Origin of the sequence: Citrobacter sp. 50677481 (genome assembly GCF_001463265.1) — a bacterium.
Classification (GTDB): domain Bacteria; phylum Pseudomonadota; class Gammaproteobacteria; order Enterobacterales; family Enterobacteriaceae; genus Citrobacter_A; species Citrobacter_A sedlakii.
Genome location: NZ_LNHZ01000027.1, coordinates 458,818 through 483,311 on the forward strand (window position 1 = coordinate 458,818; position 24,494 = coordinate 483,311).

The window sequence follows — 24,494 nt, forward strand, 5'->3', positions numbered from 1 at the left end:
CGCGCAGCGTTTACTGCGCGGTCGGTTTCAACATGGCGGGTGCGGACGTTTTCAGTTCCGTGAGATACTGATGCTGGAAAATACACATTCGTATGGTGTTGCGGTATTCGCCGTTGATGAAAAACTCATGGATTAGCTCGCCTTCCACCATAAAGCCCAGCTTACGGTAGATATGAATCGCTTTTTCATTTTCTTTATCAACGATTAAATACAGTTTATACAGGTTAAGTACGGTAAATCCGTAGTCCATCGCCAGCCTGGCCGCGCGTGAGGCAAGTCCTTTACCCTGAAATTCCGGGGAAATAATGATCTGAAACTCGGCTCTGCGGTGGACGTGGTTAATCTCCACCAGTTCAACCAGTCCGGCTTTCTGGCCATCGCACTCCACGACAAACCGGCGTTCACTTTGATCGTGAATGTGCTTGTCGTAGAGATCCGACAACTCAACGAATGCCTCGTAAGGTTCTTCGAACCAGTAACGCATTACGCTGGCGTTATTATCGAGTTGATGGACGAAACGTAAATCTTCACGCTCCAGCGGGCGCAACTTTACACTGAGGGCGCTTGTCATACCGATTCCTTAGCGTCTTTTCGCATCACGACATTAAGGCGCGATAACCCGGCCAGTACGGCGGTCCAGACAGCGCAGAGTATTCGGTTCCCAGTACGCATTGAGATTAGCGCTTTGCTCACAGCTGTCGCGGTTATCAAAAGCGGCATCTGCTTTGTCCCACTCTTTTTCAGCGCGTTTATTCACTTTCTGGCGCAGATTGCGCGTGTCATTCCATTGTTCTTTTTGCATTGTCGCTTGCTGACGGCTCAGCGCGCTGTCGCCGGACTCGATCACCAGCCTGCTGGTCTCAGCCTGAGCAGACGCGGTATACACGACAGCACCAAGCAGCAGCATTGCCGTCAGGCCCAGACGCTTGCTAAGTGTATTGTTCATGGCAAATTCCTTTCATGAGTGGGGTATAAAATCATCACTTGCAGGCAAATTCTACACTAATCACGGCGCAGGGCATACCCGCCTGAAGGTCATGGATAAGCGACGACGATTATCGCGTATCATGATTTAACTTCAGCTCAATAAACGACAACCATGATCAAAACGACACTTCTTTTTATTGCCACGGCGTTGTGTGAAATCGTCGGCTGCTTTTTACCCTGGCTCTGGCTAAAACGCGGGGCAACGATCTGGCTGTTGGTTCCCGCTGGCATTGCTCTGGCCCTGTTTGTCTGGCTGTTGACGCTCCATCCGGCTGCCAGCGGACGCGTATATGCCGCCTACGGCGGCGTCTACGTATGTACTGCGCTCGTATGGTTACGCATAGTGGACGGCGTTAAACTTAGTATTTATGACTGGACAGGGGCCGTCGTTGCGCTGTGCGGCATGCTGATCATAGTTGCGGGATGGGGACGGACGTAGATCGCTTTTTTGTGATCGCCCGTCGGTTTTTTGATCACCATGCTTGTATGGTAGTTCAGGAATGAATAAATTTCTTGCATCACTAATTTGATGTAAGGAAAGCGCATGGAAAGTGTCGTTATTCAGCAACCCAATAATCTGGTGATTGAACAACGGGAATTACCCGAACCGCGAAAAGGAGACGTTCGCGTTCGGGTTAAACTCGCCGGAATATGCGGATCGGACAGTCATATTTATCGCGGTCATAATCCATTTGCGAAATATCCACGCGTTATCGGTCACGAAGTTTTTGGTGTGATAGATAAAGTGGGCGAGGGCGTAGATACCTGCCGTATTGGTGAACGTGTGGCGCTGGATCCGGTTATTAGCTGCGGGGAATGCTATCCCTGCTCAATTGGCAAACCCAATGTTTGCACGTCATTAGTGGTATTAGGCGTGCACCGGGACGGCGGTTTTAGTGAATATGTGACTGCGCCAGCCAGGAATGCCTACGTTATTCCGGAGACGATCCCCGATCGTCACGCCGTGATGGTTGAACCTTTTACGATTGCCGCAAATGTTACCGGACAGGTTGAGCCGACAGAAAATGATATTGCGCTCATTTACGGCGCCGGTCCGATGGGGTTAACCACTTTACAGGCGTTAAAAGGTGTTTATAACGTTGGCACCGTGATTGTGGCCGATCGTATTGAAGAACGTCTGGCGATGGCAAAAACATGCGGCGCTGATGTGATCCTGAATAATAGCGAGCTTACACTGCAATCCTGGCTCGAAGAAAAAGGAATCAAGCCGACCCTGATTGTTGACGCGGCCTGTCATCCAGCCATTCTCCAGGAAGCCATTGGCCTTGCCTCACCTGCGGCGCGTATCGTGTTAATGGGTTTTTCCAGCGACCCGTGCGTGATTACGCAGCAGGGCATTACCGGTAAAGAGCTTTCTATTTTTTCATCGCGACTGAATGCGCACAAATTTCCCACCGTCATCGAATGGATGGAAAAGGGATTTATCGATCCTGAAAAGTTAATTACTCATCAGTTTGACTATCACCATATTACCGACGCCCTTGAAATATTCGAAAAAGATCAGCGTCAGTGCTGCAAAGTATTACTGACCTTTTCTGCATAACAGACGAACAATGCGGTAAATGCCCGATTCGTCGGGTATTTTGTGGTACGCATCTCCTTTTCAGAGATAGCTAATATGAATACATTAAAACATGAAAGAAGTACGCAGGATCTGGTGCGCGCCGCCGTTTCAGGTTGGTTAGGCACTGCCCTGGAATTTATGGATTTCCAGTTATATTCTCTTGGCGCCGCGCTGGTGTTTCATGAGATATTTTTCCCGGAACAATCCGCGGCTATGGCGCTTATTCTGGCGATGGGCACCTACGGCGCAGGGTATATCGCTCGTATCGTCGGCGCCTTTATATTCGGCAAAATGGGCGACAGAATAGGGCGCAAAAAAGTGCTCTTTATCACCATCACCATGATGGGCATCTGCACCACCTTAATTGGCGTTTTGCCGACCTACGCGCAAATCGGAATTTTTGCGCCAGTGCTGTTAGTCACTTTACGTATTATTCAGGGACTAGGCGCGGGGGCGGAAATTTCTGGCGCCGGAACCATGTTGGCGGAATACGCGCCGAAAGGGAAACGCGGAATCATTTCATCTCTGGTGGCGATGGGCACCAACTGCGGTACGTTAAGCGCCACGGCGATCTGGGCGGTGATGTTTTTCGCTCTTGACCGTGAAGCATTGCTGGCCTGGGGATGGCGTATTCCGTTCCTCGCAAGCGTAGTGGTCATGATCTTCGCCATATGGCTGCGTCTGAACCTGAAAGAAAGTCCGGTGTTTGAGCAGGTCAACGAAGGTGAAACCACCGCAGCGCCGACGGCGGCAGATGTTTCTCTGGGCGCGATGTTTACCAGTAAATCGTTCTGGCTGGCAACGGGGTTACGTTTTGGGCAAGCCGGTAACTCGGGATTGATCCAGACGTTTCTTGCCGGTTACCTCGTCCAGACGCTGTTATTCAACAAATCGATACCCACGGATGCGCTGATGATAAGCTCGATTATCGGTTTTATCACTATCCCGCTTCTGGGCTGGTTGTCAGACAAATACGGACGCCGTTTACCCTACATTTTGTTAAACATCTCGGCCATCATTCTTGCTTACCCGATGCTGTCGATTGTCGTGGATAAAACGTACAGCCCCGGGATCATCATGACGGCGCTGATTGTCATTCATAACTTTGCGGTGCTTGGCCTGTTTGCGCTTGAAAATATCACCATGGCGGAGATCTTCGGCTCCCGTAACCGCTTCACCCGCATGGCGATATCGAAGGAGGCCGGGGGACTGGTCGCGGTGGGGTTCGGTCCGGTACTGGCGGGCATTTTCTGCAACATGACCGGCAACTGGCTGCCGATCCTGGTGATGATCGTCATTTATTCCCTGATAGGCCTCATTTCCGCACTGCTGATGCCGGAAGTCTGCGATCGCGATCTGCGTATTCCTGAGGATGCGGCAGAGGTTACAGGCAGTAAACAGAGGCTGCCCAGCGCCAGCCGTATTTAACCCCTGCGTTCAAAGCGGTTACGTATTCACGGACCGCTTTTTTTACGCATCGGCACAAACCCCACGTCAGTGGACGCTGATTTTTGTGATCTCAGTGGAGAATCAGGTTCGTAATACTTGTATGGTAGTATGCGTAAAGCGTAAATTCTTAATATCACCACATAGAGGTAGGAAGAAAAATGAAGATTGTAGGGGCTGAGGTTTTTGTCACCTGTCCGGGACGTAACTTTGTCACGCTGAAAATAACCACCGAAGACGGTATCACCGGACTGGGCGATGCCACGCTGAATGGGCGCGAGCTTTCTGTAGCGTCGTACCTGAAAGATCATCTCTGCCCACAGTTAATCGGTCGCGATGCGCACCGTATCGAAGATATCTGGCAGTTTTTTTACAAGGGTGCTTACTGGCGTCGCGGCCCGGTAACGATGTCTGCCATCTCTGCTGTCGACATGGCGCTCTGGGACATCAAAGCCAAAGCGGCAAACATGCCGCTGTATCAATTGCTCGGCGGCGCGTCCCGCGAAGGGGTGATGGTATATTGCCACACCACCGGACATACCGTTGACGATGTGCTGGAAGATTACGCTCGCCATAAAGAGATGGGCTTTAAAGCGATTCGCGTGCAGTGCGGCGTACCGGGGATGAAGACCACTTACGGTATGTCCAAAGGGAAAGGGCTGGCCTACGAACCCGCAACCAAGGGACAGTGGCCGGAAGAACAGCTCTGGTCTACCGAGAAATACCTCGACTTCACGCCGAAGCTGTTTGCAGCCGTTCGCGACAAGTTCGGATTCAATGAACACTTGCTACATGACATGCATCATCGCTTAACGCCGATTGAAGCGGCGCGTTTTGGAAAGAGCATCGAAGATTATCGTCTGTTCTGGATGGAAGACCCGACGCCTGCGGAAAACCAGGAATGCTTCCGCCTGATTCGACAACATACCGTTACGCCGATTGCTGTCGGTGAAGTCTTTAACAGTATCTGGGACTGCAAGCAACTGATAGAAGAACAGCTGATCGACTATATCCGCACCACCATCACCCATGCAGGCGGCATTACCGGAATGCGCCGCATCGCCGATTTCGCGTCGCTTTATCAGGTTCGCACGGGCTCCCACGGGCCGTCCGATCTCTCTCCGGTGTGCATGGCTGCGGCGCTGCATTTTGATCTCTGGGTGCCCAACTTCGGCGTTCAGGAATACATGGGCTATTCAGAGCAAATGCTGGACGTTTTCCCGCATAACTGGCGTTTTGACAACGGTTATATGCACCCGGGCGACAAGCCGGGACTGGGCATTGAGTTCGACGAAAAGCTGGCGGCGAAATATCCCTATGACCCCGCTTATTTGCCGGTCGCCCGACTGGAAGATGGCACATTGTGGAACTGGTAAAGGCGCATTGCAACTCAATCAGGAGAAAAAACATGGGCTTCATTAACGATCGTTTCATGATCGATAATGAAGTCGGTGTTCGGCTTTATCAGGACATCGCAAAAGATCTGCCGATCATCGACTATCACTGTCATCTTGAAGCAAAAGATATTTACGAGAATAACGCGTTTGAGGATATTACCCAGCTCTGGCTGGCGGGCGATCACTATAAGTGGCGTGCAATGCGTGCGAACGGGATTGATGAGCGATGCATAACAGGCGACGCGAGTTCGGAAGAAAAATTCCAGGCCTGGGCAGAAACCGTCGAAGCCTCATTTGGTAATCCGCTGTATCACTGGACGCACCTGGAGCTCAGTCATTATTTTGACTGTCATCTAACGCTCGACAGCCATAACTGGCGTGAGGTGATGGAATACTGTAACCGTCTGCTCCGGCAGCCGGATTTTACTCCGCGTCGCCTGATGGAACGTTCAAAAGTGGAGGTCGTTTGTACTACCGATGCCCCCCTCGACTCGCTGGAATATCATCGGTTATTACGACAGGACAACTCTTTTGGTATTAAGGTGTTGCCGACATTCCGTCCTGACGATGTGTTTAGCGATGACCCCGCCCGGTTTGCGGAATTCACGACCAAACTGGCGCAGAGTACAGACGAAGAGGTGAAGACATTTGCACAGTTTTCTGAAGCTATCCGACAACGCATTGCCTGGTTTCACAACGCTGGATGCCGAATTTCCGATCACGGTCCTGCCTGTATTGACTATCAGGCAGCAACGCCTGAACGTGTTAACGCACTGTTCTCCCGTAAAGCGTCAGCAGAGACATTAACTGCTGAAGACGAGCGTCAACTCAATAGCGCCATTTTCGTGATGCTGGCAGGGCATTACAAAGCGTTTGGTTGGGCGATGCAAATTCATTTTGGCGCAATCCGCAATACTAATAGCCGAATGCATCACCGACTGGGAATAAATACCGGATTTGATTCCATTAATGATCAGTCACGTCTGGCGTCTTCGCTTAATCATTTGTTTGATGCAATGATGCAAGAAAATGCGTTGCCTAAGACCATTTTGTATAACCTGAACGCTATTTATAACGATATTGTCGCGACTACCATCGCCAATTTTCAGAGCGCGGAGTTTGGTGTGAAATCGCCCATGCAGTTTGGCTCTGGTTGGTGGTTTAACGACACTCGTAGAGGCATGGAAAATCAACTTAATAGCCTGGCCGATCAGGGATTGCTAATGCATTTTGTCGGCATGCTAACGGATTCACGAAGTTTTGTTTCTTATACTCGCCACGATTATTTTCGCAGGATCCTTTGCAATCTTATTGGCGGATGGGTTGAGAAAGGAGAAGTACCTAATAATAAAGATATTCTGACGCGAATGATTAGAAATATCTGTCACGATAATGCTAAAAACTATTTTAAATTTTAATACTATCTGCTGAGGATAGAACATGACTCGTACCAACAGAAAAATAACGATTCCAGTCAGTATCGGTTATGGACTGACGGATATCATGGGGGGCGGTGCGTTTACCGTTATTGGCGCATGGTTGCTTTTCTTTTACACAACCTTCGTGGGCCTTTCGCCGGTCGAAGCAGCGTCAATTGTAGCTATTGCAAGGATAGTGGATGCGATTGTGAGCTTATTCATGGGCTCATTTACCGATCATTTCTATAAAAATGCATTAGGTAAGCGGTTTGGAAGAAGACGTTTCTTTCTGCTTATTGGTGCGCCGCTCATGCTGGTTTATATATTGCTATGGGTTACCGGAATGAACTTCTGGTTTTATCTTGGCGTTTATCTGGCTTTCGAAGTTATTGCGGCGATGGTACTTATTCCGTGGGAAACATTGCCTTCTGAAATGACAAAAGACTTTAATTCCCGCACAAAATTATCCACCTGCCGTATGTTTCTATCAGCCTCCGGCACCTTTTTAGCAACATTTATTCCTGGGCTGCTAATTGGTTATTTTGGTGAGCACGATCCAAATGCGTATTTCATCAACGGCGTCGTCTTTGCTGTCATGTTTATGTTGTGTGTATTTATTTCCTGGAAAGTCACCTGGGAACGAGATTTAACGCCAGAAATGCTGCAAGAACTGGAACGTAGCGTTCAACCATCCACGCTGGGGGAAAAATGGGCGAAAGTAGGGCGGCTGTTTAAAGATTATGCCTCAACGCTTAAAGTTCGAGCCTTTCGTAAGCACTTAGCAATCTATCTGTTTTCCTTTACGGCGAAAGATGTTTACAACACTGTTTTCGTCTTCTTTTGCGTCTATTGTCTGAATGTTTCCTCGTCGCTTGCGGGAACGCTTCTGTCGATGAGTATTGTGGGCCTGCCGGTGACGTTGCTGGCAGGGGTTGGGATCATCAAATATGGCCCGTCACGCCTCTACGTTTTCGCCTACACCCTGATGATGCTGTGTCTGCTCGGCCTGTTTGTGGTGTACCAGTTCCCGACAGACAATAAAGTCACCTTGCTGGTGATCCTGGCGGCGCTATATCAGGTTGGGCGTTGTGTACTGGAATTCACACCATGGAACGTATTTCCCTTCATTCCGGATATTGATGAAATGATTACCCGGCAGCGTCGTGAAGGTCTGTTCGCGGCGGTAATGACATTCTCACGCAAAACGACCGTTGCCATCGCCACATTTATCGTTGGGCTCATGTTACAGAACGGCGGCTTTGTTAAAGGCAGCCAGGTCCAGCCCGAACAGGCCATTAACACGATTGCCACTCTCTTGTTTGTTGGTACGGCGGGGCTATTGCTGATTGCGCTCTGGCAGGCTGTGACGTTCCACCTGAATAAGCGCACCCATAAAATATTTGTCGATGAGGTCGATCGCCTTAAAGCCGACGGCGCAAAACAAGATGTCGATCCTGAAACACGCCGGATCGTCGAAGACCTGACGGGATACAGCTATGACACATTATGGTGCGAGGAAGCCCAACAGGGCACGAACCCCGCGAAATCAACGGTAACAGTAAGCTAAACGAGGGCAGCTCTGTCGCAGAACGTACGTTAAGCCAGGGCTGTCACATAACTTAAAAATGATGTTATACCAATTAGCGAAAGCTTAATTCAAATCAAAACATACAACCATACAGGCGTTACTCTGAAACGGTCCTGATTTCATTCCAAATAGGTCATACAATGCAAAACAAGCTCTTAACGGCAAAAGCGACGTTACCTGGCTACGATCGCAATACGTTGATTTTCCGTATCGTTCATCTCGGCTTTGGCGCGTTCCATCGTGCGCACCAGGGCGTTTATACCGACATCCTGGCGGCTGAGCACAACAGCGACTGGGGATACTGTGAAGTGAACCTGATCGGCGGCGAGCAGCAAATTGCCGATTTGAAACAACAGGATAACCTGTACACCGTGGCGGAAATGTCTGCCGATGCCTGGACGGCAAGAGTGGTTGGCGTGGTGAAGAACGCGCTGCATGCCCAGGTGGATGGACTGGAAGCGGTACTCGCGGCAATGTGCGAACCCCAGGTGGCGATTGTTTCACTGACCATCACCGAAAAAGGGTATTGCCATTCTCCCGCCACCGGACAGTTAATGCTGGATCACCCAATGATCGCAGCCGATCTCCGGACTCCTCACCAGCCTAAAACTGCACCGGGCGTGGTGGTTGAAGCGCTGGCGCGACGCAAAGCGGCAGGACTGCCCGCCTTCACCGTTATGTCCTGCGACAATATGCCGGAGAACGGACACGTCATGCGAAACGTGGTCACGGCCTATGCCCGCGCGGTTGATGCGGAGCTGGCAGAATGGATCGCGCAACACGTGACGTTCCCGTCAACCATGGTTGACCGCATTGTTCCGGCAGTGACCACCGAAACGCTGGATAAAATCGAACAACTGACCGGCGTGCGCGATCCGGCGGGTGTCGCGTGTGAGCCGTTCCGTCAGTGGGTGATTGAAGACAACTTCGTCGCCGGGCGTCCACAATGGGAAAAAGCAGGCGCTGAACTGGTTGCTGACGTTATCCCGTTTGAAGAAATGAAGCTCCGTATGTTGAACGGTAGCCACTCTTTCCTCGCTTACCTGGGGTATCTGGCGGGCTATCAGCACATTAACGACTGCATGGAGGATGAACATTACCGCATTGCGGCCCGTGGGCTGATGCTCAATGAGCAGGCGCCAACGCTAAAAGTGCAGGGGGTTGATCTGACGCGCTACGCCGATCTGCTCATTGAGCGCTACAGCAATCCGGCGCTACGCCACCGTACCTGGCAGATCGCGATGGATGGTAGTCAGAAGCTGCCGCAGCGTATGCTGGACTCGGTGCGTTGGCACCTGGCCCATAATAGCCGTTTCGACCTGCTGGCGCTGGGCGTGGCGGGCTGGATGCGCTATGTCGGCGGTGTGGACGAACAGGGGAAGGCGATTGAAGTCAACGATCCGTTACTGCCGGTGATTCAGCAGGCGGTGCAAAGCAGTGCGGAAGGGGAAAGCCGCGTTGAGGCCCTGTTAGGGATTGAGGCGATCTTCGGAAACGAACTGCCACACGTGGCGTTGTTCACCAACGCGGTGAAAGAAGCCTACCAGGCTCTGCTGGCGGAAGGGGCGAAAAAAACCGTGGCTCGCTATGCTGCAAATCTGAAGTAACAGCAACGCGGTTGCCGGATGGCGCTTTGTTTATCCGACCTGGGATTTTCAGCCAAACTCAGACCAGGCCGGAAAAGTGAAACGCCATCTGGCATTCACACCATCAGTTCATGCCAAGACGAATCAGTTCGACGGGCGCAAACTTACCTTCACAACCTTCCACTTCCACGGTTTTTTCGCGACGGATTTGCGCGGCGTCCAGACCCTCTGTCGCGATAGCTTTAATGCGACCGGTGACGCCGGTACCGCTGATCATGACGCGGCTGCCGGTGGTGATTGCGTTACGGTTACGATCGTATGTCATCATGGTGTTTTCTCCTTTCTAACTTACCGTCAAAGCCCGTGGGCTCTGGTCCCACGTAACGGGCGCTATATAAATACGCTCATCAGTCCGGAGTTTTTTTGTTTTTGATCAAGCTCACATCTTTTTTGATGCAGACGTGCAGAGGTGTAAATGTGAAACCTCACCCCTGGAGGGTGAGGGAGAGGAATTATTCTTCAGTAAACCAGTCGCTGTTTTCCTGACGAATCAACTGCACCGACTCGCCAATTTCCTGCAAATGCTGCGTCATCGCGTTTTCAACCGCATCGGCGTCATGCTTCTCCAGCGCCGCAAAAATATCCAGATGCTGACGAAGCAACATCTCCGGCGGCGAAACGTGATCGAGGCTCATGTAGCGTACGCGGTCAATAGTCGCCTTGATGTTTTCGATGGTGTCCCAGGCCAGCTGGCAGTCGGCAATCAGCGCCAGTTTCTGATGAAAGTCATCGTCCAGTTCAAAGAAATCATTGAGCTGCTTACGCTCAATGGCGATGCGCTGCTGGTTGAGATTCTGCTCAAGCTGATAGCACTGGCTGTCGGTCATCATCGCAGCCGCGCGACGCGCGACCGCACACTCAATGGCCTGACGGACAAAGCAGCCGTTTCGTACCTGTGATAAAGAGATCTTATTGACGTAGCTGCCGCGCTGGGGACGGATCTGGATCAATCCGTTTTCCGCGAGTTTAATGAAGGCTTCGCGTACCGGCTGGCGTGACACATCAAAGCGAACCGAGACCTCTTTTTCTGATAACGGCGTGCCTGGCGCGATCAGGCAGTGCACGATATCACGACGAAGAATGCGATAAATCTGCTGATTTACGGGCTGTGTAGGGTTGAGTTGCGTTTCGACGGTCATTCGCTCTTACTTTTTAGAAAGTTAACCCACAAATTCTACCACTTTTTTGTGATGAGCTATACCCGGCCCGCAGGCCGGGAGAAGAAATTAACCGCGATGTACGCTCAGTCCGGCGAAGGACTGGGTGACGGGCATCATTTCTACCGTATTGATGTTGACGTGAGCAGGTAACGTCGCCACCCACCAGACCGCTTCCGTTACATCTTCCGGTGTCAGGGCGGTGGTATTTTCATACGTTTTCCCCGCTTTCTGATCGTCGCCCTTAAAGCGCACGTTAGAAAACTCTGTGCCGCCCACCAGACCCGGTTCGATGTCGGTCACGCGGACGGCGGTGCCGTGCAGATCGGTGCGCAGATTCAGGCTGAACTGACGAACGAAGGCTTTAGTCGCCCCGTAAACGTTGCCTCCGGCATACGGCCAGCTCCCGGCGGTGGAGCCGATATTAATGATATGGCCGCGATTGCGTTCAACCATGCCTGGCAGGACCGCGCGGGTCATATAAACCAGGCCTTTATTGTTGGTGTCGATCATGGTTTCCCAGTCTTCAACGCTGGCGTTGTGCGCCGGTTCCATCCCCAGCGCCAGCCCGGCATTGTTGACCAGCAGATCGATCTCGCGCCATTGCGCAGGCAGCGACGCCAGCATTTCCTCGATGGCCGCGCGGTTGCGCACGTCCAGTTGCGCAGTCAGGACGTTTTCGCCCAGCGACTCTTTTAGCTCCAGCAGGCGTTCCTGGCGACGGCCAGTGGCAATCACTTTATGCCCATTCTCAACAAAACGACGTGTAATACATTCACCAAAACCTGCGGTTGCTCCGGTTACTAAAACGATCATCTCACTGTTCCTCAACGCTTTTTACGTCGTACTACCATAGCACGCGATCAACGCTGGCGGGTAATGCTCGTTAACAGGATTGCGGTCTTTTCCACGGAAGCCTACTCTAGTGAACAAATCGTTTTCAGGAGTGAAAGATGTCGTTAACGAATCCGTTCTTTAAACCGAGCCTGCTACCGTATCAGGCACCCCAATTTGATCAGATAGAAATCGCGCATTATCGCCCGGCCTTTGACGAAGGACTGCGCCAGAAGCGCGCTGAAATTGCCGCCATTATTGAAAACGATGCCGCGCCAGACTTTGACAATACTGTCGTGGCGCTGGAGAAAAGCGGCGAGTTGCTAAGCCGGGTAACCAGCGTCTTCTTCGCCATGACCTCCGCGCACACCAACGAAGAATTACAGCGGCTGGACGAAGCGTTTTCAGCTGAACTGGCAGAGCTGGCGAATGATATCTGGCTGAACGCAGCGCTGTTTTCTCGCGTCGACAGCCTCTGGCAGCAGCGCGCCTCGCTGCAACTGGATAGCGAGTCGCGACGGCTGCTTGAGGTGCTCCATCAGCGTTTTGTCCTCGCGGGCGCAAGGCTCAGCGATTCAGACAAGGCGCAACTCAAAGCCCTCAATACCGAGGCGGCGACCCTGACCAGTCAGTTTAACCAACGACTACTGGCGGCCAATAAGTCCGGCGGTCTGGTGGTGGATTATGCACACCAGCTCGATGGGTTGAGCGACGTTGAAATCGCTGCTGCCCGCGACGCGGCTCAGGAGAAAGGGCTGAATGAAGGCTGGCTGATCCCTCTGTTGAACACGACGCAGCAACCGGCGCTCAGCGCGTTACGTGACCGCCAGACACGGCAGAATTTATTTACCGCCGGATGGCAGCGGGCTGAGAAGGGAGATGAAAACGATACGCGGACGATCATTCAGCGGCTGGTCTGCCTTCGCGCCGCCCAGGCGAAACTGTTAGGGTTTGCGGATTACGCGTCGTGGAAAATCGCCGATCAAATGGCAAAAACGCCGGAAGCGGCGCTGGCTTTCATGCGCGCCATTGTCCCGGCGGCGCGTCAACGCGCGCAGAATGAACAGGCTGATATTCAGAAGGTCATCGACGAGGAACAGGGCGGGTTTACCGCCGAGGCCTGGGACTGGGCGTATTATGCCGAGCAGGTCCGGCGTGCGAAATACGACCTCGATGAGTCTCAGCTTAAGCCGTACTTCGAACTCAACACGGTACTTCACGAAGGGGTGTTCTGGACGGCGAACCAACTCTTTGGCATTACGTTTGTTGAACGCTTTGATATTCCGGTGTATCACCCGGATGTCCGCGTCTGGGAGATCTTCGACCATGACGGCGTCGGGCTGGCGCTGTTTTACGGTGATTTCTTCGCGCGCGATTCGAAAAGCGGCGGGGCATGGATGGGCAATTTTGTCGAGCAATCAACGCTCACTGATAGCCGCCCGGTCATCTACAATGTCTGTAATTATCTGAAGCCAGCCGCCGGACAACCCGCGCTGCTCTTTTGGGATGATGTCATCACCTTATTCCATGAGTTTGGCCATACGCTTCACGGTCTGTTCGCCACACAACGCTACGCCACGCTGTCTGGTACGAATACGCCGCGTGATTTTGTGGAGTTTCCGTCGCAAATTAACGAGCACTGGGCAAGCCATCCCGGAGTGTTTGCGCGTTTCGCCCGCCATTACGCCAGCGGGGAAAAAATGCCCGAAGCGTTACAGGAGAAAATGCGCAGGGCAAGCCTGTTCAACAAAGGTTATGACATGACCGAACTGCTCAGCGCCGCACTGCTGGATATGGGGTGGCACAGTTTACCCGGCGCATGCGACGCGCAGGACGTCGGCGATTTTGAAGCGCAGTTGCTGGCTGCAGAGGATCTCGCCCTGCCTGCCGTTCCCCCGCGCTATCGCAGCAGTTATTTCGCCCATATTTTCGGCGGCGGCTATGCCGCAGGGTATTACGCCTATTTATGGACGCAAATGCTGGCAGATGACGGCTATCAATGGTTTGAGGAGCAGGGCGGGTTAACGCGCGAGAACGGGCAACGTTTTCGTGACGCGATTCTCTCACGCGGTAACAGTGAAGACCTCGACCGCCTTTATCCGGCCTGGCGGGGAAGTGAACCCACCATCACGCCGATGCTGAAACATCGCGGGTTGGCGTAACCAACAGGAGGTGCCCGTCAGAGGGCACCGCTCATTTTTAATCCTCAAGCAGACGCAGCAACTGGGCAAGAGCAAAACGAACGGCCTGATCCAGCACCTCTTCGCACTCCCCGCTAAATTGTTGCACAACGGTGTAAACCGCGCCGTCTATATCCCCGGCAAACCAGACGGTGCCCGCAGGCGTTCCGTCGTCACCGCCTTCCGGGCCGCCGTAGCCGCTTATCGCGATACTGATATCAACATCGGCGTGTTCGCGCGCGCCCGTCGCCATTTCCGCCACGACCGCCTCACTGACCGCAGTATGTATTTCCAGCGTGCGTTCCGCCACGCCGAGGATCCTTGTTTTCGCTTCATCGGTAAAGGTGATAAAGCCGACGCCGTAAAATGTCGGCGTATCCTCGGCTGCGCAGAGCGCCGATCCCAGCTTCCCGCCGGTACAGGATTCCGCTGTTGTCAGGCGTAATTGTCGTTGACTGAGCAACGTGCCGAGGCGCTTTGTCAGGGCGGCGACAGTCTGGGTATTTTGCAGCGTAATAATTTTATTTGTCGGTATTGGCATCATGATTTTTCAGTCTCTGGAATAATAGAAATTTGTCCGTTTCTTTCCAGTATGGCATATTTAATTTCCTTCATTTCCAGAATGCCATGATTCTGACGTGCGGCGAGCATAATATCGTCACACGATACGCTGACTTTCTGCAATTTTGTCTGATTAGCGGCACCGTGAGCCACCAGAATAACGGGCGCGCCGTCAATAAGATTTTCTGCGCCGGGTATTTTCTTTTTCAGATAGCCAAACAAAATATCAACCACCACAAGGGTGATAATGGTTAGCATGGCGCCGGTTACGGAAAAATCTTCTCCCAGTAAAGCCTGTTGTGTCGCTTCGCTGATTATCAGCAACAGGATCAGATCAAAACTCGTCATTTGCATGAGCGTCCGTCTACCGGCAATTTTAATGACGATCAGCAAAATCAGGTAGATGGCGATCGCTCTGAGAACCATGTCCATACGCGTCTCCTACGGATAAACGAATTGAGAAATCACTTTTTCCGCCCCGGAATTGGCCGAAAGAGTGGTCTGAAAAAAGCCGGGTCGGAGCGGTTTAACCGTTAGCCAGACGGTGGTCTCCGCGTTTGGCGTTGATGCGTACTCCATGACCAGTTGATGGTTGACGTTGCGCATGCTGTCTGGCTCAGGGGTGATGGTTTCTATCTGGAAGGAAGCGGTAAAATCCTTGCCTAATTGCAGCGTAAGGGGGCCGGAAGGTGGGGAAGGCAAGCTAATTTTGAGCGTGTCATCTTTCATCAGACGTCCGAATTTTTCATATTCCACCTGCAACTTTGGGTTATCGGCGACGAGTTTGCTGCTGCTAAAGTAACCGCTGGAAAATAAACCGCTTAACGCCGCGATAATAATTAACAGCAAACATGTAAAGCCGATTCGTCTGAATTTATCTTCAAAGTTAAGCGCCTTACGACTTTCTTCAACAAACGGAATAGGGTGTTTGGTATCGTCAGAACCGGGCATAGTCTACCTGCCTGTAAATTGAGGTTGCCGTACCTGCTTGATTTCACACCAATCTACTCCTCAGCAGGACGCTAATTTGTAAAATTTAAAAATAGCAACCAGACTTAATAAGTCAAACCGAACGCCGAAAGGGGAAAAAATGAAATTTAACATTATCGTATTAACGAGTGTTCTTATAATGCCTTACGCGTTAGCGGCTGATGAAGGTGGGTTAAAAAAAGATGCTGCGCCGCCACCGCCTCACGCGATTGAAGATGGCTACCGGGGAGCGGAAGATGCTAAAAAAATGACGATTGAATTTGCTAAAACGATGCATGATGGGGCTACGGTCTCTCTGCGAGGCAATCTGATCGACAAAAAAGGCAATGATACCTACGTGTTCCGCGACAAATCGGGGCAAATCGATACGGTGATCCCTGCGTCCGTATTTGATGGACGTGAAGTGCAGCCGGACCAGATGATCAATATTAATGGCAGCCTGGACAAAAAGTCGACGCCGCCGGTCGTGCGGGTAACCCGTCTACAAAAATAGGACACGCTTAGTCATGTCGGCGGAGGTCAAGGATTAAGACAACGCTGACATTCAATACGTCAGGTGACTGATGTACAATGCGGGCTTCTTTTTCTGGAGCCCATCCTCACTATGTCCGCTTTTTCTTCCCTCATGCTCTCTGTTTCGTCATCGCCGTGGCATACGATGACTGTACGGGCGGCGGGTTGACGATGAATCCGGGCAAGCCGCTGATCCTCGCTTCGATCTTTTTAATGTCCGCCTGCGGAAACAGTACGCTTTCTCAGATGGATATGCCTGCGCAAAAAAGCGCGCAGGCCGTGGTGGGCTATTATGCGCGCGGCATCGACCCAATGGTGACCCGATACATGCAGGAAAAGCAGGTATCCGGCATGGTTGTCGCGGTGATCCAGCATAACGGGCCGGTAGAATTTCACTGTTATGGTGTTACCGACGCGCGTCATCGATATCCCATTACACCAGACACCTTGTTTGCGCTGGGTTCGCTTAGTAAAGGGGTAACGGCAGAAGTGTTAACCATGCTGGTCCAACAGGGCGTGTTTAGCTGGGACGACACGCTGGAACAGCTTTTACCCGTTAACACGCCGCTCAGTGACGATGCGAAAAAGATCACGTTGTTACAGCTGGCGACCCACACGTCGGGCTTACCCAGACAACCTATTGATCTATTGACGCTGGAAAACGTGTTGCGCTATTTCAGCACCGGCGAAAACTTTTATACGCAGCTGGACAGTGACGATGTGCTACGTTATCTCGCCGATTTCAGCGCGCCGGACGCGCGAATACCGCAGTATTCGAATATTGGCTATGCCTTACTGGGCTACAGTGTGCAACGTAAAACCGGGGAGACCATCCAGTCGCTGGCAAACCGGCTACTGTTTCAGCCGCTGGCGATGAATAACAGCAGTTTCATTCCGGCGCAGCTACAGGCATACCCTTATCGCGCCCTCGGTCACGCAGGCGATCAGCCAAAGTTTATATCGCGTGGTCATCTGACGCCGGACTGGGTGTTTAAAAACAATATGGTGGGGGCGGCAAGTTTGTACAGCAGCGCCCGCGATCTGGCGACCTATGCTCGTGCCCACTTTGCCCAAGGTCAACCCGTCGCGCTCAGCGCGGTGTTCGCCGAGGTTTCGCGCGTTTATTTCGCTCAGGAAAAAGAGGCGGCAAACATTGCATGGGTGAGTGATACGTTACCTGACCGTACCATTACCTATCAGGTTGGTTATATTGGCGGCTATTCGAGCTATATTGGCTACGACAAGAAAAATCAAAATGCAGTGGTGGTTTTGCAAAACAGCTTTAACTGGAGTAATTACTTTGGACACGCCATTTTGACAAAATTAGAAACGCGACCGGCGGACGGGTAAATCTTCGCCGTTTAACTTTCATTGAGAAAAGGCGTGGTAAGTTGGCTGTGATTCGTTGTTGAGCAAGGAATCGCATGACAACGAATAGAGTAAAAACAATCTATCCATGCAAGCATTCACCGTCGGTTATCCGGCGGTTTTTTTTTATTGGCGACAGATAAAAAAGTGGCCCCTTGTGCTGTAATGCGACAAGGGGCCTTCGCGGTGCAGGACTATCTCCGTTCATTAGTCATCCCATTTGTGGCTGAAGTACGCGGCGAGAAATCCGGAAAACAAGATAATTCCCAGAACTGCCATAAATACGTTCATATTTCCCAGCATGTTTGCCTCCGTTTATTTGATTGTGTGTTTCCTCGCTTACCTTAATTTCGGTTGATGACAGAGATATTAGCAGCTCTAATCTAAACAAAAGCTGAATTAGGTGATTATTTCCCGATAAAAGTAAATTTTTAACGATATTGCGAGAGAGGGTCGACATAAGTATGTCGAAAAGGGTGGCGCAATCACGCGGCGTTGCTGCAGGCAACATGGAATTGGCAGTGAAAAGCATGACAGGCGGCACTTCCGGATGGGCGAACGTAACCTGCGCTTTAACTTTCCCCCGGCGGCAACCTGAATTAATTTCAACGGGCATGAATTTTTCTCGTTTGCCCGACGGCCTGTGGTATGTCAGTTTGGACGTATAGCCATCCAGAAGTCTTAATGTTCAAATAAGAAACTATCACCTCCGGTAATCATTGCCGGATGACAAAGGAGATCGCATGCAAAGACAACAGGCCCCGTTTCGTGCAGAAGTCGTTGGGAGCTTTTTACGCCCGGATGAAATTAAACAGGCTCGCCAACAGTATTCCCGCGGGGCGTTAAGCGCCAGTCAGCTGCGCGCGGTTGAAGATGAAGCGATACGTCACGTGGTAGAGCAACAGTGCGCCTGCGGCCTGCACGTTGTGACGGACGGGGAATTTCGTCGTGCCTGGTGGCATTTTGATTTCTTTGACGGACTGCAGGGCGTAGAGCGTTACGACGCAGCGCAAGGTATTCAGTTCAACGGCGTTCAGACTAAAGCCCACGGCGTTCGCGTCACCGGGAAGCTGGCGTTCGGCGATCATCCGATGCTGGAGGATTTTCGCTATCTGAAAAGCATCAGCGGCAATGCGCAGCCGAAAATGACCCTCCCCAGCCCCAGCGTATTGCACTTCCGTGGCGGGCGTAAGGACATTGACGCGACGGTGTATCCACACCTCGATGCTTATTTCGACGATCTCGCGTCCACCTGGCGTGATGCTATTCACGCATTTTATGCTGCCGGGTGCCGCTACCTGCAACTGGACGATACCGTATGGGCTTACTTATGTTCCGATGCGCAGCGCCAACAGATCCGTGAGCGGGGAGACGATCCGGACGCCCTGGCGCGCATCTATGCCGACGTAATTAATCGCGCGTTGCGTGATAAGCCCGCTGATATGACGATTGGCTTGCATGTCTGTCGCGGTAATTTCCGGTCTACCTGGATTTCGGAAGGAGGCTACGAGCCGGTCGCTGAGATCCTGCTTGGCAGCGTGAATGTGGATGCGTTTTTCCTTGAATACGATAACGATCGCTCCGGTGACTTCGCGCCGCTGCGCTTTATTCGCCCTGGCCATCAGCAGGTCGTGCTGGGACTGATCACGACCAAACACGGCGAACTGGAAAATCCGCAAGGGGTGAAAGCGCGCCTTGAGGAAGCCGCACATTATGTCGACAAGGCGCAAATCTGCCTGAGTCCGCAGTGTGGTTTCGCCTCGACTGAAGAAGGAAATACGCTGACGGAAGCCCAACAATGGAGCAAAATTAAACTAATCACCGAAATTGCCCGGCAGGTCTGGTAAATTGCTTCATGACTGAGCACGACGCTGCACGCTCGTAATGCAGCGCTGTGCCATTGTGGTTCATTACCCCTTTATATCGCGCCACTCAGCGCGTTTTTTTCTCCTTCGCCGTTCTGGCATCTTTTTTGCCTTATTCCTCCTGAACGTCATTTTTGCGCCGTTTTGTTTGTCGGATCGCACAGCATCTTTCTTTTCAGGAGTGAAACTATGCAGCGTCGTACATTACTTAAAGCTTTTGCCCTCTCTGCCTCGGTGGTTGCCATGGGGCTTAGCTTCAGCGTCCAGGCCGCCGACACCATTAAAATCGGCATTATGCATTCGCTTTCCGGCACTATGGCGATATCGGAAACCCCTTTGAAAGACGTTGCGCTGATGACGATTGAGGAAATCAACGCAAAAGGCGGGGTATTAGGGAAAAAACTGGAACCGGTGGTGGTCGACCCGGCGTCCAACTGGCCGCTGTTTGCCGAAAAAGCGCGGCAGTTGCTGAGCCAGGATAAGGTGGCGGTCGTGTTTGGCTGCTGGACCTCCGTTTCCCGAAAGTCAGTGTTACCGGTGTTTGAAGAACTCAACGGCCTGCTGTTTTATCCGGTACAGTACGAAGGCGAAGAGATGTCGCCGAATGTTTTTTACACCGGCGCCGCGCCTAACCAACAGGCTATTCCCGCCGTCGAGTATCTGCTGAGTGAAGATGGCGGTAGCGCTAAACGCTTCTTTCTGCTCGGTACCGACTACGTATATCCGCGTACCACCAACAAGATCCTGCGCGCTTTCCTGCATTCAAAAGGGGTGGCAGATAAAGATATCGAAGAGATTTACACCCCGTTTGGTCACAGCGATTACCAGACTATCGTTGCCAACATCAAAAAATTCTCCGCTGGCGGCAAAACGGCGGTGGTCTCCACCATTAACGGCGACTCAAACGTACCATTCTATAAAGAACTGGCTAATCAGGGGCTGAAAGCGACCGATGTACCGGTTGTGGCGTTCTCGGTTGGTGAAGAAGAACTGCGCGGTATCGATGCCAGGCCGCTGGTCGGCAACCTTGCCGCCTGGAACTATTTCGAGTCCGTCGATAACCCTGTAAACCAGAAGTTTGTCGCCGACTACCGCGCCTACGCGAAAGCGCACAATTTACCGAACGCCGGGACGGTCGTTACAAACGATCCGATGGAGGCCACGTACGTCGGCCTGCACATGTGGGCGCAGGCGGTTGAGAAGGCCGGAACGACCGATGTTGATAAGGTCCGTGCGGCGATGGCAGGACAATCCTTCCAGGCGCCATCAGGCTTTACCCTGACGATGGATGCCGCCAACCATCATCTGCATAAGCCCGTGATGATCGGCGAAATCGAAGACAACGGTCAGTTTAATGTGGTGTGGCAGACTGAAGAACCGGTCCGCGCCCAGCCATGGAGTCCCTTCATTGCCGGTAACGATAAAAAATCAGAGCAGCCGGTGAAAACGGCGAGTAACTGAGACGACGCCCTCCGGCGGGAGGGCAGGATAACGGGAGAACAGGACATGAAAGCCATGAGCTTTATTCACGGTGTCGTGCTGGCGCTGGGGTTGATGCCGTGGTTGGTTCAGGCCAGCGATGCCGACACGTTTGTCGCCGCCAGCCGTAACCAACAGGCGCAGTTGCTGGAGCAGTGGACGGCGTCGCCTGAACCGCAGCGGCTTCCGTTGCTGGCGGCATTAAGCAAGGAAAGTGTGCTGCTTGACAGCAAAAAACAGGCTTTCACGCAAAACGGGACACAGTTGACGACGCTGGGCGCAGCCAGTACGCCAACCGGCACACTTAAAAAGCTGCGCTTGACTAACCGGTTGCGTAATTTGGTGGCTGGCGCGCTGGCCACACATCAACTTATAAGTGACAGTGTCACGGAAAGGCGCGCCGCCGCCACAGCGCTACAGCGCGGCGCGCAGCCTGCCATGCTGCCGCTTATCCAGCAGCGTCTGGCCGCAGAAAGCGATCCCGTTGTGACATCGCGTCTGACCGTCGCGCTGGCGAGTCTACAACTGACCAGTCCTTCCGCGGACGTTCGTCGTCAGGCCATTACGCTGCTCGGCGATTCCAGCGATCCGGAAATGCAGGCGCGTTTGCAACCCTTTACCGACCATGCGCACGAGCCTGACGCCAGCGTACGTGAAGCGGCAACTGAGAGCGTGACGCGGATTCAGCATCGTATGGCGACAGGCGAACTGCTCGGGCAGGCGTTTATGGGATTGTCATTAGGTTCGGTGTTACTGCTGGCGGCCCTCGGCCTGGCGATAACCTATGGCCTGCTCGGGGTAATCAATATGGCCCACGGTGAAATGCTGATGCTTGGGGCTTACTGTACGTGGATGGTGCAACATCTGATGGCGCAGTTCATGCCGCAGTGGCTGGCGCTGTATCCGCTCGTCGCGTTACCGGTAGCCTTTCTGTTCACCGCCAGCGTGGGAATGATTCTCGAACGCGGGGTGATCCGCCATCTTTATGGTCGTCCGCTGGAGACATTGCTGGCGACCTGGGGTATTAGCCTGATGCTGATCCAACTGGTGCGCATGACCTTTGGCGCACAGAACCTGGAAGTGGCGAATCCGGCCTGGCTGTCCGGCGGCGTGCAGGTGTATGCGAACCTCGTACTGCCGTGGAACCGGATAATGGTGTTTGGCTTTGCGCTGCTGGTGGTGGTCTTTACCTGGCTGCTGCTCGCTAAAACGCGGCTGGGGTTACGGGTGCGGGCGGTGACGCAAAACCGCAGCATGGCGGCCTGCTGCGGCGTCCCGACGGGCAGGGTGGATATGCTGGCGTTTGGTCTGGGATCGGGCATTGCCGGCCTGGGCGGTGTGGCGTTGTCGCAGCTTGGTAATGTCGGGCCTGAGCTGGGGCAAAGCTACATCATCGACTCCTTTCTCGTGGTGGTGCTGGGCGGCGTTGGTCAGCTTGCTGGCAGCGTGGCGGCGGCGTTTGGCCTCGGAGTATTTAATAAGATCCTTGAACCGCAGATGGGGGCGGTGCTCGGGAAGATCGTCATTCTGGTGTTGATCATTCTGTTTATCCAGAAGCGACCCCAGGGATTGTTTGCCTTAAAAGGGAGGGTGGCTGACTAATGACTATGCCAATGACCTTAACGCTGGCGCGCAAAGCGCCGCGCGCCAGCCTCGTGACAGGTTCGCTTGTCCTGCTAATGCTGGTGACGCTGCCGTTTCTGGCGCTGCTGCCTGCCGACCACCCGCTGGCGATATCCGTCTGGACGCTTACGCTTGCCGGCAAAATCCTCTGCTATGCGATTGTGGCGGTGGCGTTGGATCTTGTCTGGGGCTATGCCGGTATGCTGTCGCTCGGACACGGAATTTTCTTTGCCTTGGGCGGGTACGCGATGGGGATGTACCTGATGCGCCAGGCCGCCGGGGAGGGATTACCGGCGTTTATGTCTTTTCTTTCCTGGACCGAGCTGCCGTGGTTCTGGTGGGGAACGCAACATTTCGCCTGGGCGCTGGCGCTGGTGGTGCTGGCGCCGGGCGTGCTGGCGCTCATCTTTGGTTACTTTGCGTTTCGATCGAAGATCAAAGGCGTCTATTTTTCGATCATGACGCAGGCGTTGACCTTCGCCGGGATGCTGCTGTTCTTTCGTAACGAAACCGGCTTTGGCGGCAACAACGGTTTTACTGGCTTCACGACCCTGTTGGGACTGCCGATCACCGCCACCAGCACGCGAATTGGGCTGTTTCTGGCGACGGTGCTTCTGCTGGTGTTGTCGCTGTGGCTGGGATTCGCGCTGGCGCGGAGTAAATTTGGGCGCATCCTGACCGCCGTTCGAGACGCAGAAAATCGGCTGATGTTTTGCGGTTATGATCCGAAGGGCTTCAAGCTACTGGTCTGGACGCTTTCCGCTGTGCTTTGCGGGTTGGCCGGTGCGCTCTACGTGCCACAGGTCGGCATCATTAACCCCAGCGAAATGTCGCCAACCAACTCCATTGAGGCCGCCATTTGGGTTGCGCTGGGGGGACGCGGTTCGCTGATTGGGCCGGTGACTGGCGCGGTACTGGTTAACGGGGCGAAAAGCCTGTTCACCGTCATCATGCCGGAATACTGGCAGCTGTTTCTCGGGTTAATTTTCATTGTTGTCACCTTGTTTTTACCGCGCGGCGTGATTGGCCTGTTTCGTAAAGGAGAAAAATAATGCAGCCAGACGAAGGGCTTTTCACCCGCCAGGTGCCGGGCGATCGCTATCGCCAGCAAACCGACCCGGTATTACAGCTGGAAAACATCAACGTCAGCTTTGATGGCTTTAAGGCGCTAACCGATCTCACCCTGAACATTGGCGTAGGAGAACTGCGCTGCATTATCGGCCCCAACGGCGCAGGAAAAACCACGCTTATGGACGTAATTACCGGTAAAACGCGGCCCCAAAGCGGAAAAGCGTTGTATGACCAGTCGACGGATCTGACGACGCTGGATCCCATCGCCATTGCCCGCCAGGGTATTGGCCGCAAGTTTCAGAAACCCACGGTGTTTGAAGCTCTGACGGTGGCGGACAATCTGGCGCTGGCGATGAAAAGCGATAAATCGGTGTGGGCGTCGTTGCGCGCCACGCTAAACAGCGAACAACATGATCGGATCGATGAAATGCTCGGGCTATTGCGGTTACGGACTGAACGCGGGCGTCACGCCGGGCGGCTCTCTCATGGACAAAAGCAATTTCTGGAGATTGGCATGTTGCTGGTACAGGAGCCGCACCTGCTATTACTCGACGAGCCCGCGGCAGGTATGACCGATGCGGAAACGGAGTACACCGCGGAACTGTTCCGGACGCTGGCGGGAAAACATTCATTGATGGTGGTGGAACACGATATGGGCTTTGTCGAAACCATTGCCGATCGCGTCACGGTGCTACATCAGGGACGCGTTCTGGCGGAAGGCAGTCTGCGCGACGTGCAGGCCAATGAACAGGTCATTGATGTGTATCTCGGACGCTAAGGAACGCA

At 52.9% G+C, this 24,494-nt stretch carries 24 protein-coding genes and 1 pseudogene; 15 read left to right on the top strand and 10 right to left on the bottom strand.

From position 1 onward, the window contains the following. Positions 1-10 precede the first annotated feature (10 nt). Both speG and APU02_RS07985 read right to left on the bottom strand, forming a co-directional pair. Complete coding sequence (gene speG, locus APU02_RS07980) at positions 11-571, bottom strand: spermidine N1-acetyltransferase (protein WP_042282890.1); 561 nt, start codon at positions 569-571, stop codon at positions 11-13. Between the two features lie 33 nt (positions 572-604). After that, on the bottom strand, positions 605-946 hold the full coding sequence (locus tag APU02_RS07985; RefSeq protein ID WP_060569735.1) for a DUF1283 family protein: 342 nt from the start codon (positions 944-946) through the stop codon (positions 605-607). Between the two features lie 153 nt (positions 947-1,099). Here APU02_RS07985 and APU02_RS07990 point away from each other — a divergent pair, with 153 nt between their 5' ends. From APU02_RS07990 to APU02_RS08020, 7 genes are all read left to right on the top strand, one after another. Further along, complete coding sequence (locus tag APU02_RS07990) at positions 1,100-1,426, top strand: YnfA family protein (RefSeq protein WP_060569736.1); 327 nt, start codon at positions 1,100-1,102, stop codon at positions 1,424-1,426. A gap of 105 nt (positions 1,427-1,531) precedes the next feature. After that, complete coding sequence (locus APU02_RS07995; protein WP_060569737.1) at positions 1,532-2,551, top strand: Zn-dependent oxidoreductase; 1,020 nt, start codon at positions 1,532-1,534, stop codon at positions 2,549-2,551. Between the two features lie 75 nt (positions 2,552-2,626). Beyond that, positions 2,627-4,000 (top strand): MFS transporter, encoded by a 1,374-nt coding sequence (locus APU02_RS08000; protein ID WP_060569738.1) that lies wholly within the window; start codon positions 2,627-2,629, stop codon positions 3,998-4,000. 179 nt (positions 4,001-4,179) lie between these two features. After that, the gene (gene rspA, locus APU02_RS08005) at positions 4,180-5,394 is read left to right on the top strand and encodes a starvation-sensing protein RspA (protein ID WP_042282900.1); all 1,215 of its coding nucleotides are present in this window, start codon (positions 4,180-4,182) and stop codon (positions 5,392-5,394) included. A 32-nt stretch (positions 5,395-5,426) separates the two neighbouring features. Beyond that, the gene (gene uxaC / locus APU02_RS08010) at positions 5,427-6,833 is read left to right on the top strand and encodes a glucuronate isomerase (RefSeq protein ID WP_060569739.1); all 1,407 of its coding nucleotides are present in this window, start codon (positions 5,427-5,429) and stop codon (positions 6,831-6,833) included. A 22-nt stretch (positions 6,834-6,855) separates the two neighbouring features. Beyond that, positions 6,856-8,400 carry an MFS transporter gene (locus tag APU02_RS08015; RefSeq protein ID WP_060569740.1) on the top strand — a complete coding sequence of 515 codons (1,545 nt, stop codon included), beginning with the start codon at positions 6,856-6,858 and terminating at the stop codon, positions 8,398-8,400. 161 nt (positions 8,401-8,561) lie between these two features. Continuing rightward, the gene (locus tag APU02_RS08020; protein ID WP_060569741.1) at positions 8,562-10,028 is read left to right on the top strand and encodes a mannitol dehydrogenase family protein; all 1,467 of its coding nucleotides are present in this window, start codon (positions 8,562-8,564) and stop codon (positions 10,026-10,028) included. 103 nt (positions 10,029-10,131) lie between these two features. Here the strand turns inward: APU02_RS08020 and ydfZ are convergent, their stop codons facing one another. From ydfZ to ydfG, 3 genes are all read right to left on the bottom strand, one after another. Beyond that, positions 10,132-10,335, bottom strand: a complete 204-nt coding sequence (gene ydfZ / locus APU02_RS08025; protein ID WP_042282907.1) for a putative selenium delivery protein YdfZ — start codon at positions 10,333-10,335, stop codon at positions 10,132-10,134. A 184-nt stretch (positions 10,336-10,519) separates the two neighbouring features. Then, positions 10,520-11,206, bottom strand: coding sequence for a GntR family transcriptional regulator (locus APU02_RS08030; protein ID WP_042282909.1), 687 nt, complete (start codon positions 11,204-11,206; stop codon positions 10,520-10,522). 87 nt (positions 11,207-11,293) lie between these two features. Further along, positions 11,294-12,040, bottom strand: coding sequence for a bifunctional NADP-dependent 3-hydroxy acid dehydrogenase/3-hydroxypropionate dehydrogenase YdfG (gene ydfG, locus APU02_RS08035; protein WP_042282911.1), 747 nt, complete (start codon positions 12,038-12,040; stop codon positions 11,294-11,296). A 137-nt stretch (positions 12,041-12,177) separates the two neighbouring features. Between ydfG and dcp the strand changes: the two genes are divergently transcribed. After that, positions 12,178-14,220, top strand: a complete 2,043-nt coding sequence (gene dcp, locus APU02_RS08040; RefSeq protein ID WP_060569742.1) for a peptidyl-dipeptidase Dcp — start codon at positions 12,178-12,180, stop codon at positions 14,218-14,220. Positions 14,221-14,257: 37 nt separating this feature from the next. Here the strand turns inward: dcp and APU02_RS08045 are convergent, their stop codons facing one another. The 3 genes from APU02_RS08045 to APU02_RS08055 are packed head-to-tail and all read right to left on the bottom strand — an operon-like array spanning position 14,258 to position 15,750. Next, the gene (locus APU02_RS08045; RefSeq protein WP_060569743.1) at positions 14,258-14,779 is read right to left on the bottom strand and encodes a 2-oxo-tetronate isomerase; all 522 of its coding nucleotides are present in this window, start codon (positions 14,777-14,779) and stop codon (positions 14,258-14,260) included. Continuing rightward, positions 14,779-15,231 carry a YetF domain-containing protein gene (locus tag APU02_RS08050; protein ID WP_042282918.1) on the bottom strand — a complete coding sequence of 151 codons (453 nt, stop codon included), beginning with the start codon at positions 15,229-15,231 and terminating at the stop codon, positions 14,779-14,781. Before APU02_RS08050 ends, APU02_RS08045 begins: the two co-directional genes overlap by 1 nt. Before the next feature lie 9 nt (positions 15,232-15,240). After that, complete coding sequence (locus tag APU02_RS08055; RefSeq protein ID WP_042282920.1) at positions 15,241-15,750, bottom strand: hypothetical protein; 510 nt, start codon at positions 15,748-15,750, stop codon at positions 15,241-15,243. A 139-nt stretch (positions 15,751-15,889) separates the two neighbouring features. Here APU02_RS08055 and APU02_RS08060 point away from each other — a divergent pair, with 139 nt between their 5' ends. Beyond that, complete coding sequence (locus APU02_RS08060) at positions 15,890-16,282, top strand: YdeI family stress tolerance OB fold protein (RefSeq protein ID WP_042282922.1); 393 nt, start codon at positions 15,890-15,892, stop codon at positions 16,280-16,282. Positions 16,283-16,548: 266 nt separating this feature from the next. Further along, entirely contained in the window at positions 16,549-17,652 is a 1,104-nt protein-coding gene (locus APU02_RS08065; protein ID WP_239692855.1) for a serine hydrolase domain-containing protein, read from the top strand. A 225-nt stretch (positions 17,653-17,877) separates the two neighbouring features. Here APU02_RS08065 and mgtS read toward each other — a convergent pair whose 3' ends face one another. Together mgtS and APU02_RS27110 are read right to left on the bottom strand one after the other, a co-directional pair. Then, entirely contained in the window at positions 17,878-17,961 is an 84-nt protein-coding gene (gene mgtS / locus APU02_RS26135; protein WP_146314140.1) for a protein MgtS, read from the bottom strand. Further along, positions 17,924-18,286 (bottom strand): annotated as a pseudogene (locus tag APU02_RS27110) (hypothetical protein); the annotation flags it as partial. The pseudogene APU02_RS27110 and the gene mgtS, both read right to left, overlap by 38 nt. Positions 18,287-18,413: 127 nt before the next feature. On the opposite strand from APU02_RS27110, the gene APU02_RS08075 reads away from it, so the two are divergent. From APU02_RS08075 to urtD, 5 genes are all read left to right on the top strand, one after another. After that, positions 18,414-19,517, top strand: a complete 1,104-nt coding sequence (locus tag APU02_RS08075) for a cobalamin-independent methionine synthase II family protein (RefSeq protein ID WP_060569744.1) — start codon at positions 18,414-18,416, stop codon at positions 19,515-19,517. Positions 19,518-19,724: 207 nt separating this feature from the next. Next, positions 19,725-20,996, top strand: a complete 1,272-nt coding sequence (urtA, locus tag APU02_RS08080) for an urea ABC transporter substrate-binding protein (RefSeq protein WP_060569745.1) — start codon at positions 19,725-19,727, stop codon at positions 20,994-20,996. Positions 20,997-21,041: 45 nt separating this feature from the next. Beyond that, positions 21,042-22,616, top strand: a complete 1,575-nt coding sequence (urtB, locus tag APU02_RS08085) for an urea ABC transporter permease subunit UrtB (RefSeq protein WP_060569746.1) — start codon at positions 21,042-21,044, stop codon at positions 22,614-22,616. Then, positions 22,616-23,689, top strand: coding sequence for an urea ABC transporter permease subunit UrtC (gene urtC, locus APU02_RS08090; protein WP_060569747.1), 1,074 nt, complete (start codon positions 22,616-22,618; stop codon positions 23,687-23,689). The genes urtB and urtC overlap by 1 nt, the downstream gene beginning before the upstream one ends. Next, positions 23,689-24,486 carry an urea ABC transporter ATP-binding protein UrtD gene (urtD, locus tag APU02_RS08095; RefSeq protein WP_042282931.1) on the top strand — a complete coding sequence of 266 codons (798 nt, stop codon included), beginning with the start codon at positions 23,689-23,691 and terminating at the stop codon, positions 24,484-24,486. The genes urtC and urtD overlap by 1 nt, the downstream gene beginning before the upstream one ends. Positions 24,487-24,494: the final 8 nt, after the last annotated feature.

What these genes read in the sequence shown, in the direction of transcription:
- dcp (WP_060569742.1), top strand. Translation starts at nt 12,178, where the DNA reads ATGTCGTTAACGAATCCGTTCTTTAAACCGAGCCTGCTACCGTATCAG.
- mgtS (WP_146314140.1), bottom strand. Translation starts at nt 17,961, where the DNA reads ATGAACGTATTTATGGCAGTTCTGGGAATTATCTTGTTTTCCGGATTT.
- APU02_RS08000 (WP_060569738.1), top strand. Translation starts at nt 2,627, where the DNA reads ATGAATACATTAAAACATGAAAGAAGTACGCAGGATCTGGTGCGCGCC.
- APU02_RS08065 (WP_239692855.1), top strand. Translation starts at nt 16,549, where the DNA reads ATGGATATGCCTGCGCAAAAAAGCGCGCAGGCCGTGGTGGGCTATTAT.
- APU02_RS07985 (WP_060569735.1), bottom strand. Translation starts at nt 946, where the DNA reads ATGAACAATACACTTAGCAAGCGTCTGGGCCTGACGGCAATGCTGCTG.
- APU02_RS08030 (WP_042282909.1), bottom strand. Translation starts at nt 11,206, where the DNA reads ATGACCGTCGAAACGCAACTCAACCCTACACAGCCCGTAAATCAGCAG.
- urtC (WP_060569747.1), top strand. Translation starts at nt 22,616, where the DNA reads ATGACTATGCCAATGACCTTAACGCTGGCGCGCAAAGCGCCGCGCGCC.
- APU02_RS07995 (WP_060569737.1), top strand. Translation starts at nt 1,532, where the DNA reads ATGGAAAGTGTCGTTATTCAGCAACCCAATAATCTGGTGATTGAACAA.
- urtB (WP_060569746.1), top strand. Translation starts at nt 21,042, where the DNA reads ATGAAAGCCATGAGCTTTATTCACGGTGTCGTGCTGGCGCTGGGGTTG.
- APU02_RS08050 (WP_042282918.1), bottom strand. Translation starts at nt 15,231, where the DNA reads ATGGACATGGTTCTCAGAGCGATCGCCATCTACCTGATTTTGCTGATC.
- uxaC (WP_060569739.1), top strand. Translation starts at nt 5,427, where the DNA reads ATGGGCTTCATTAACGATCGTTTCATGATCGATAATGAAGTCGGTGTT.
- APU02_RS08075 (WP_060569744.1), top strand. Translation starts at nt 18,414, where the DNA reads ATGCAAAGACAACAGGCCCCGTTTCGTGCAGAAGTCGTTGGGAGCTTT.
- rspA (WP_042282900.1), top strand. Translation starts at nt 4,180, where the DNA reads ATGAAGATTGTAGGGGCTGAGGTTTTTGTCACCTGTCCGGGACGTAAC.
- APU02_RS08015 (WP_060569740.1), top strand. Translation starts at nt 6,856, where the DNA reads ATGACTCGTACCAACAGAAAAATAACGATTCCAGTCAGTATCGGTTAT.
- speG (WP_042282890.1), bottom strand. Translation starts at nt 571, where the DNA reads ATGACAAGCGCCCTCAGTGTAAAGTTGCGCCCGCTGGAGCGTGAAGAT.
- APU02_RS08055 (WP_042282920.1), bottom strand. Translation starts at nt 15,750, where the DNA reads ATGCCCGGTTCTGACGATACCAAACACCCTATTCCGTTTGTTGAAGAA.
- APU02_RS07990 (WP_060569736.1), top strand. Translation starts at nt 1,100, where the DNA reads ATGATCAAAACGACACTTCTTTTTATTGCCACGGCGTTGTGTGAAATC.
- ydfG (WP_042282911.1), bottom strand. Translation starts at nt 12,040, where the DNA reads ATGATCGTTTTAGTAACCGGAGCAACCGCAGGTTTTGGTGAATGTATT.
- urtA (WP_060569745.1), top strand. Translation starts at nt 19,725, where the DNA reads ATGCAGCGTCGTACATTACTTAAAGCTTTTGCCCTCTCTGCCTCGGTG.
- ydfZ (WP_042282907.1), bottom strand. Translation starts at nt 10,335, where the DNA reads ATGATGACATACGATCGTAACCGTAACGCAATCACCACCGGCAGCCGC.
- APU02_RS08020 (WP_060569741.1), top strand. Translation starts at nt 8,562, where the DNA reads ATGCAAAACAAGCTCTTAACGGCAAAAGCGACGTTACCTGGCTACGAT.
- APU02_RS08045 (WP_060569743.1), bottom strand. Translation starts at nt 14,779, where the DNA reads ATGCCAATACCGACAAATAAAATTATTACGCTGCAAAATACCCAGACT.
- APU02_RS08060 (WP_042282922.1), top strand. Translation starts at nt 15,890, where the DNA reads ATGAAATTTAACATTATCGTATTAACGAGTGTTCTTATAATGCCTTAC.
- urtD (WP_042282931.1), top strand. Translation starts at nt 23,689, where the DNA reads ATGCAGCCAGACGAAGGGCTTTTCACCCGCCAGGTGCCGGGCGATCGC.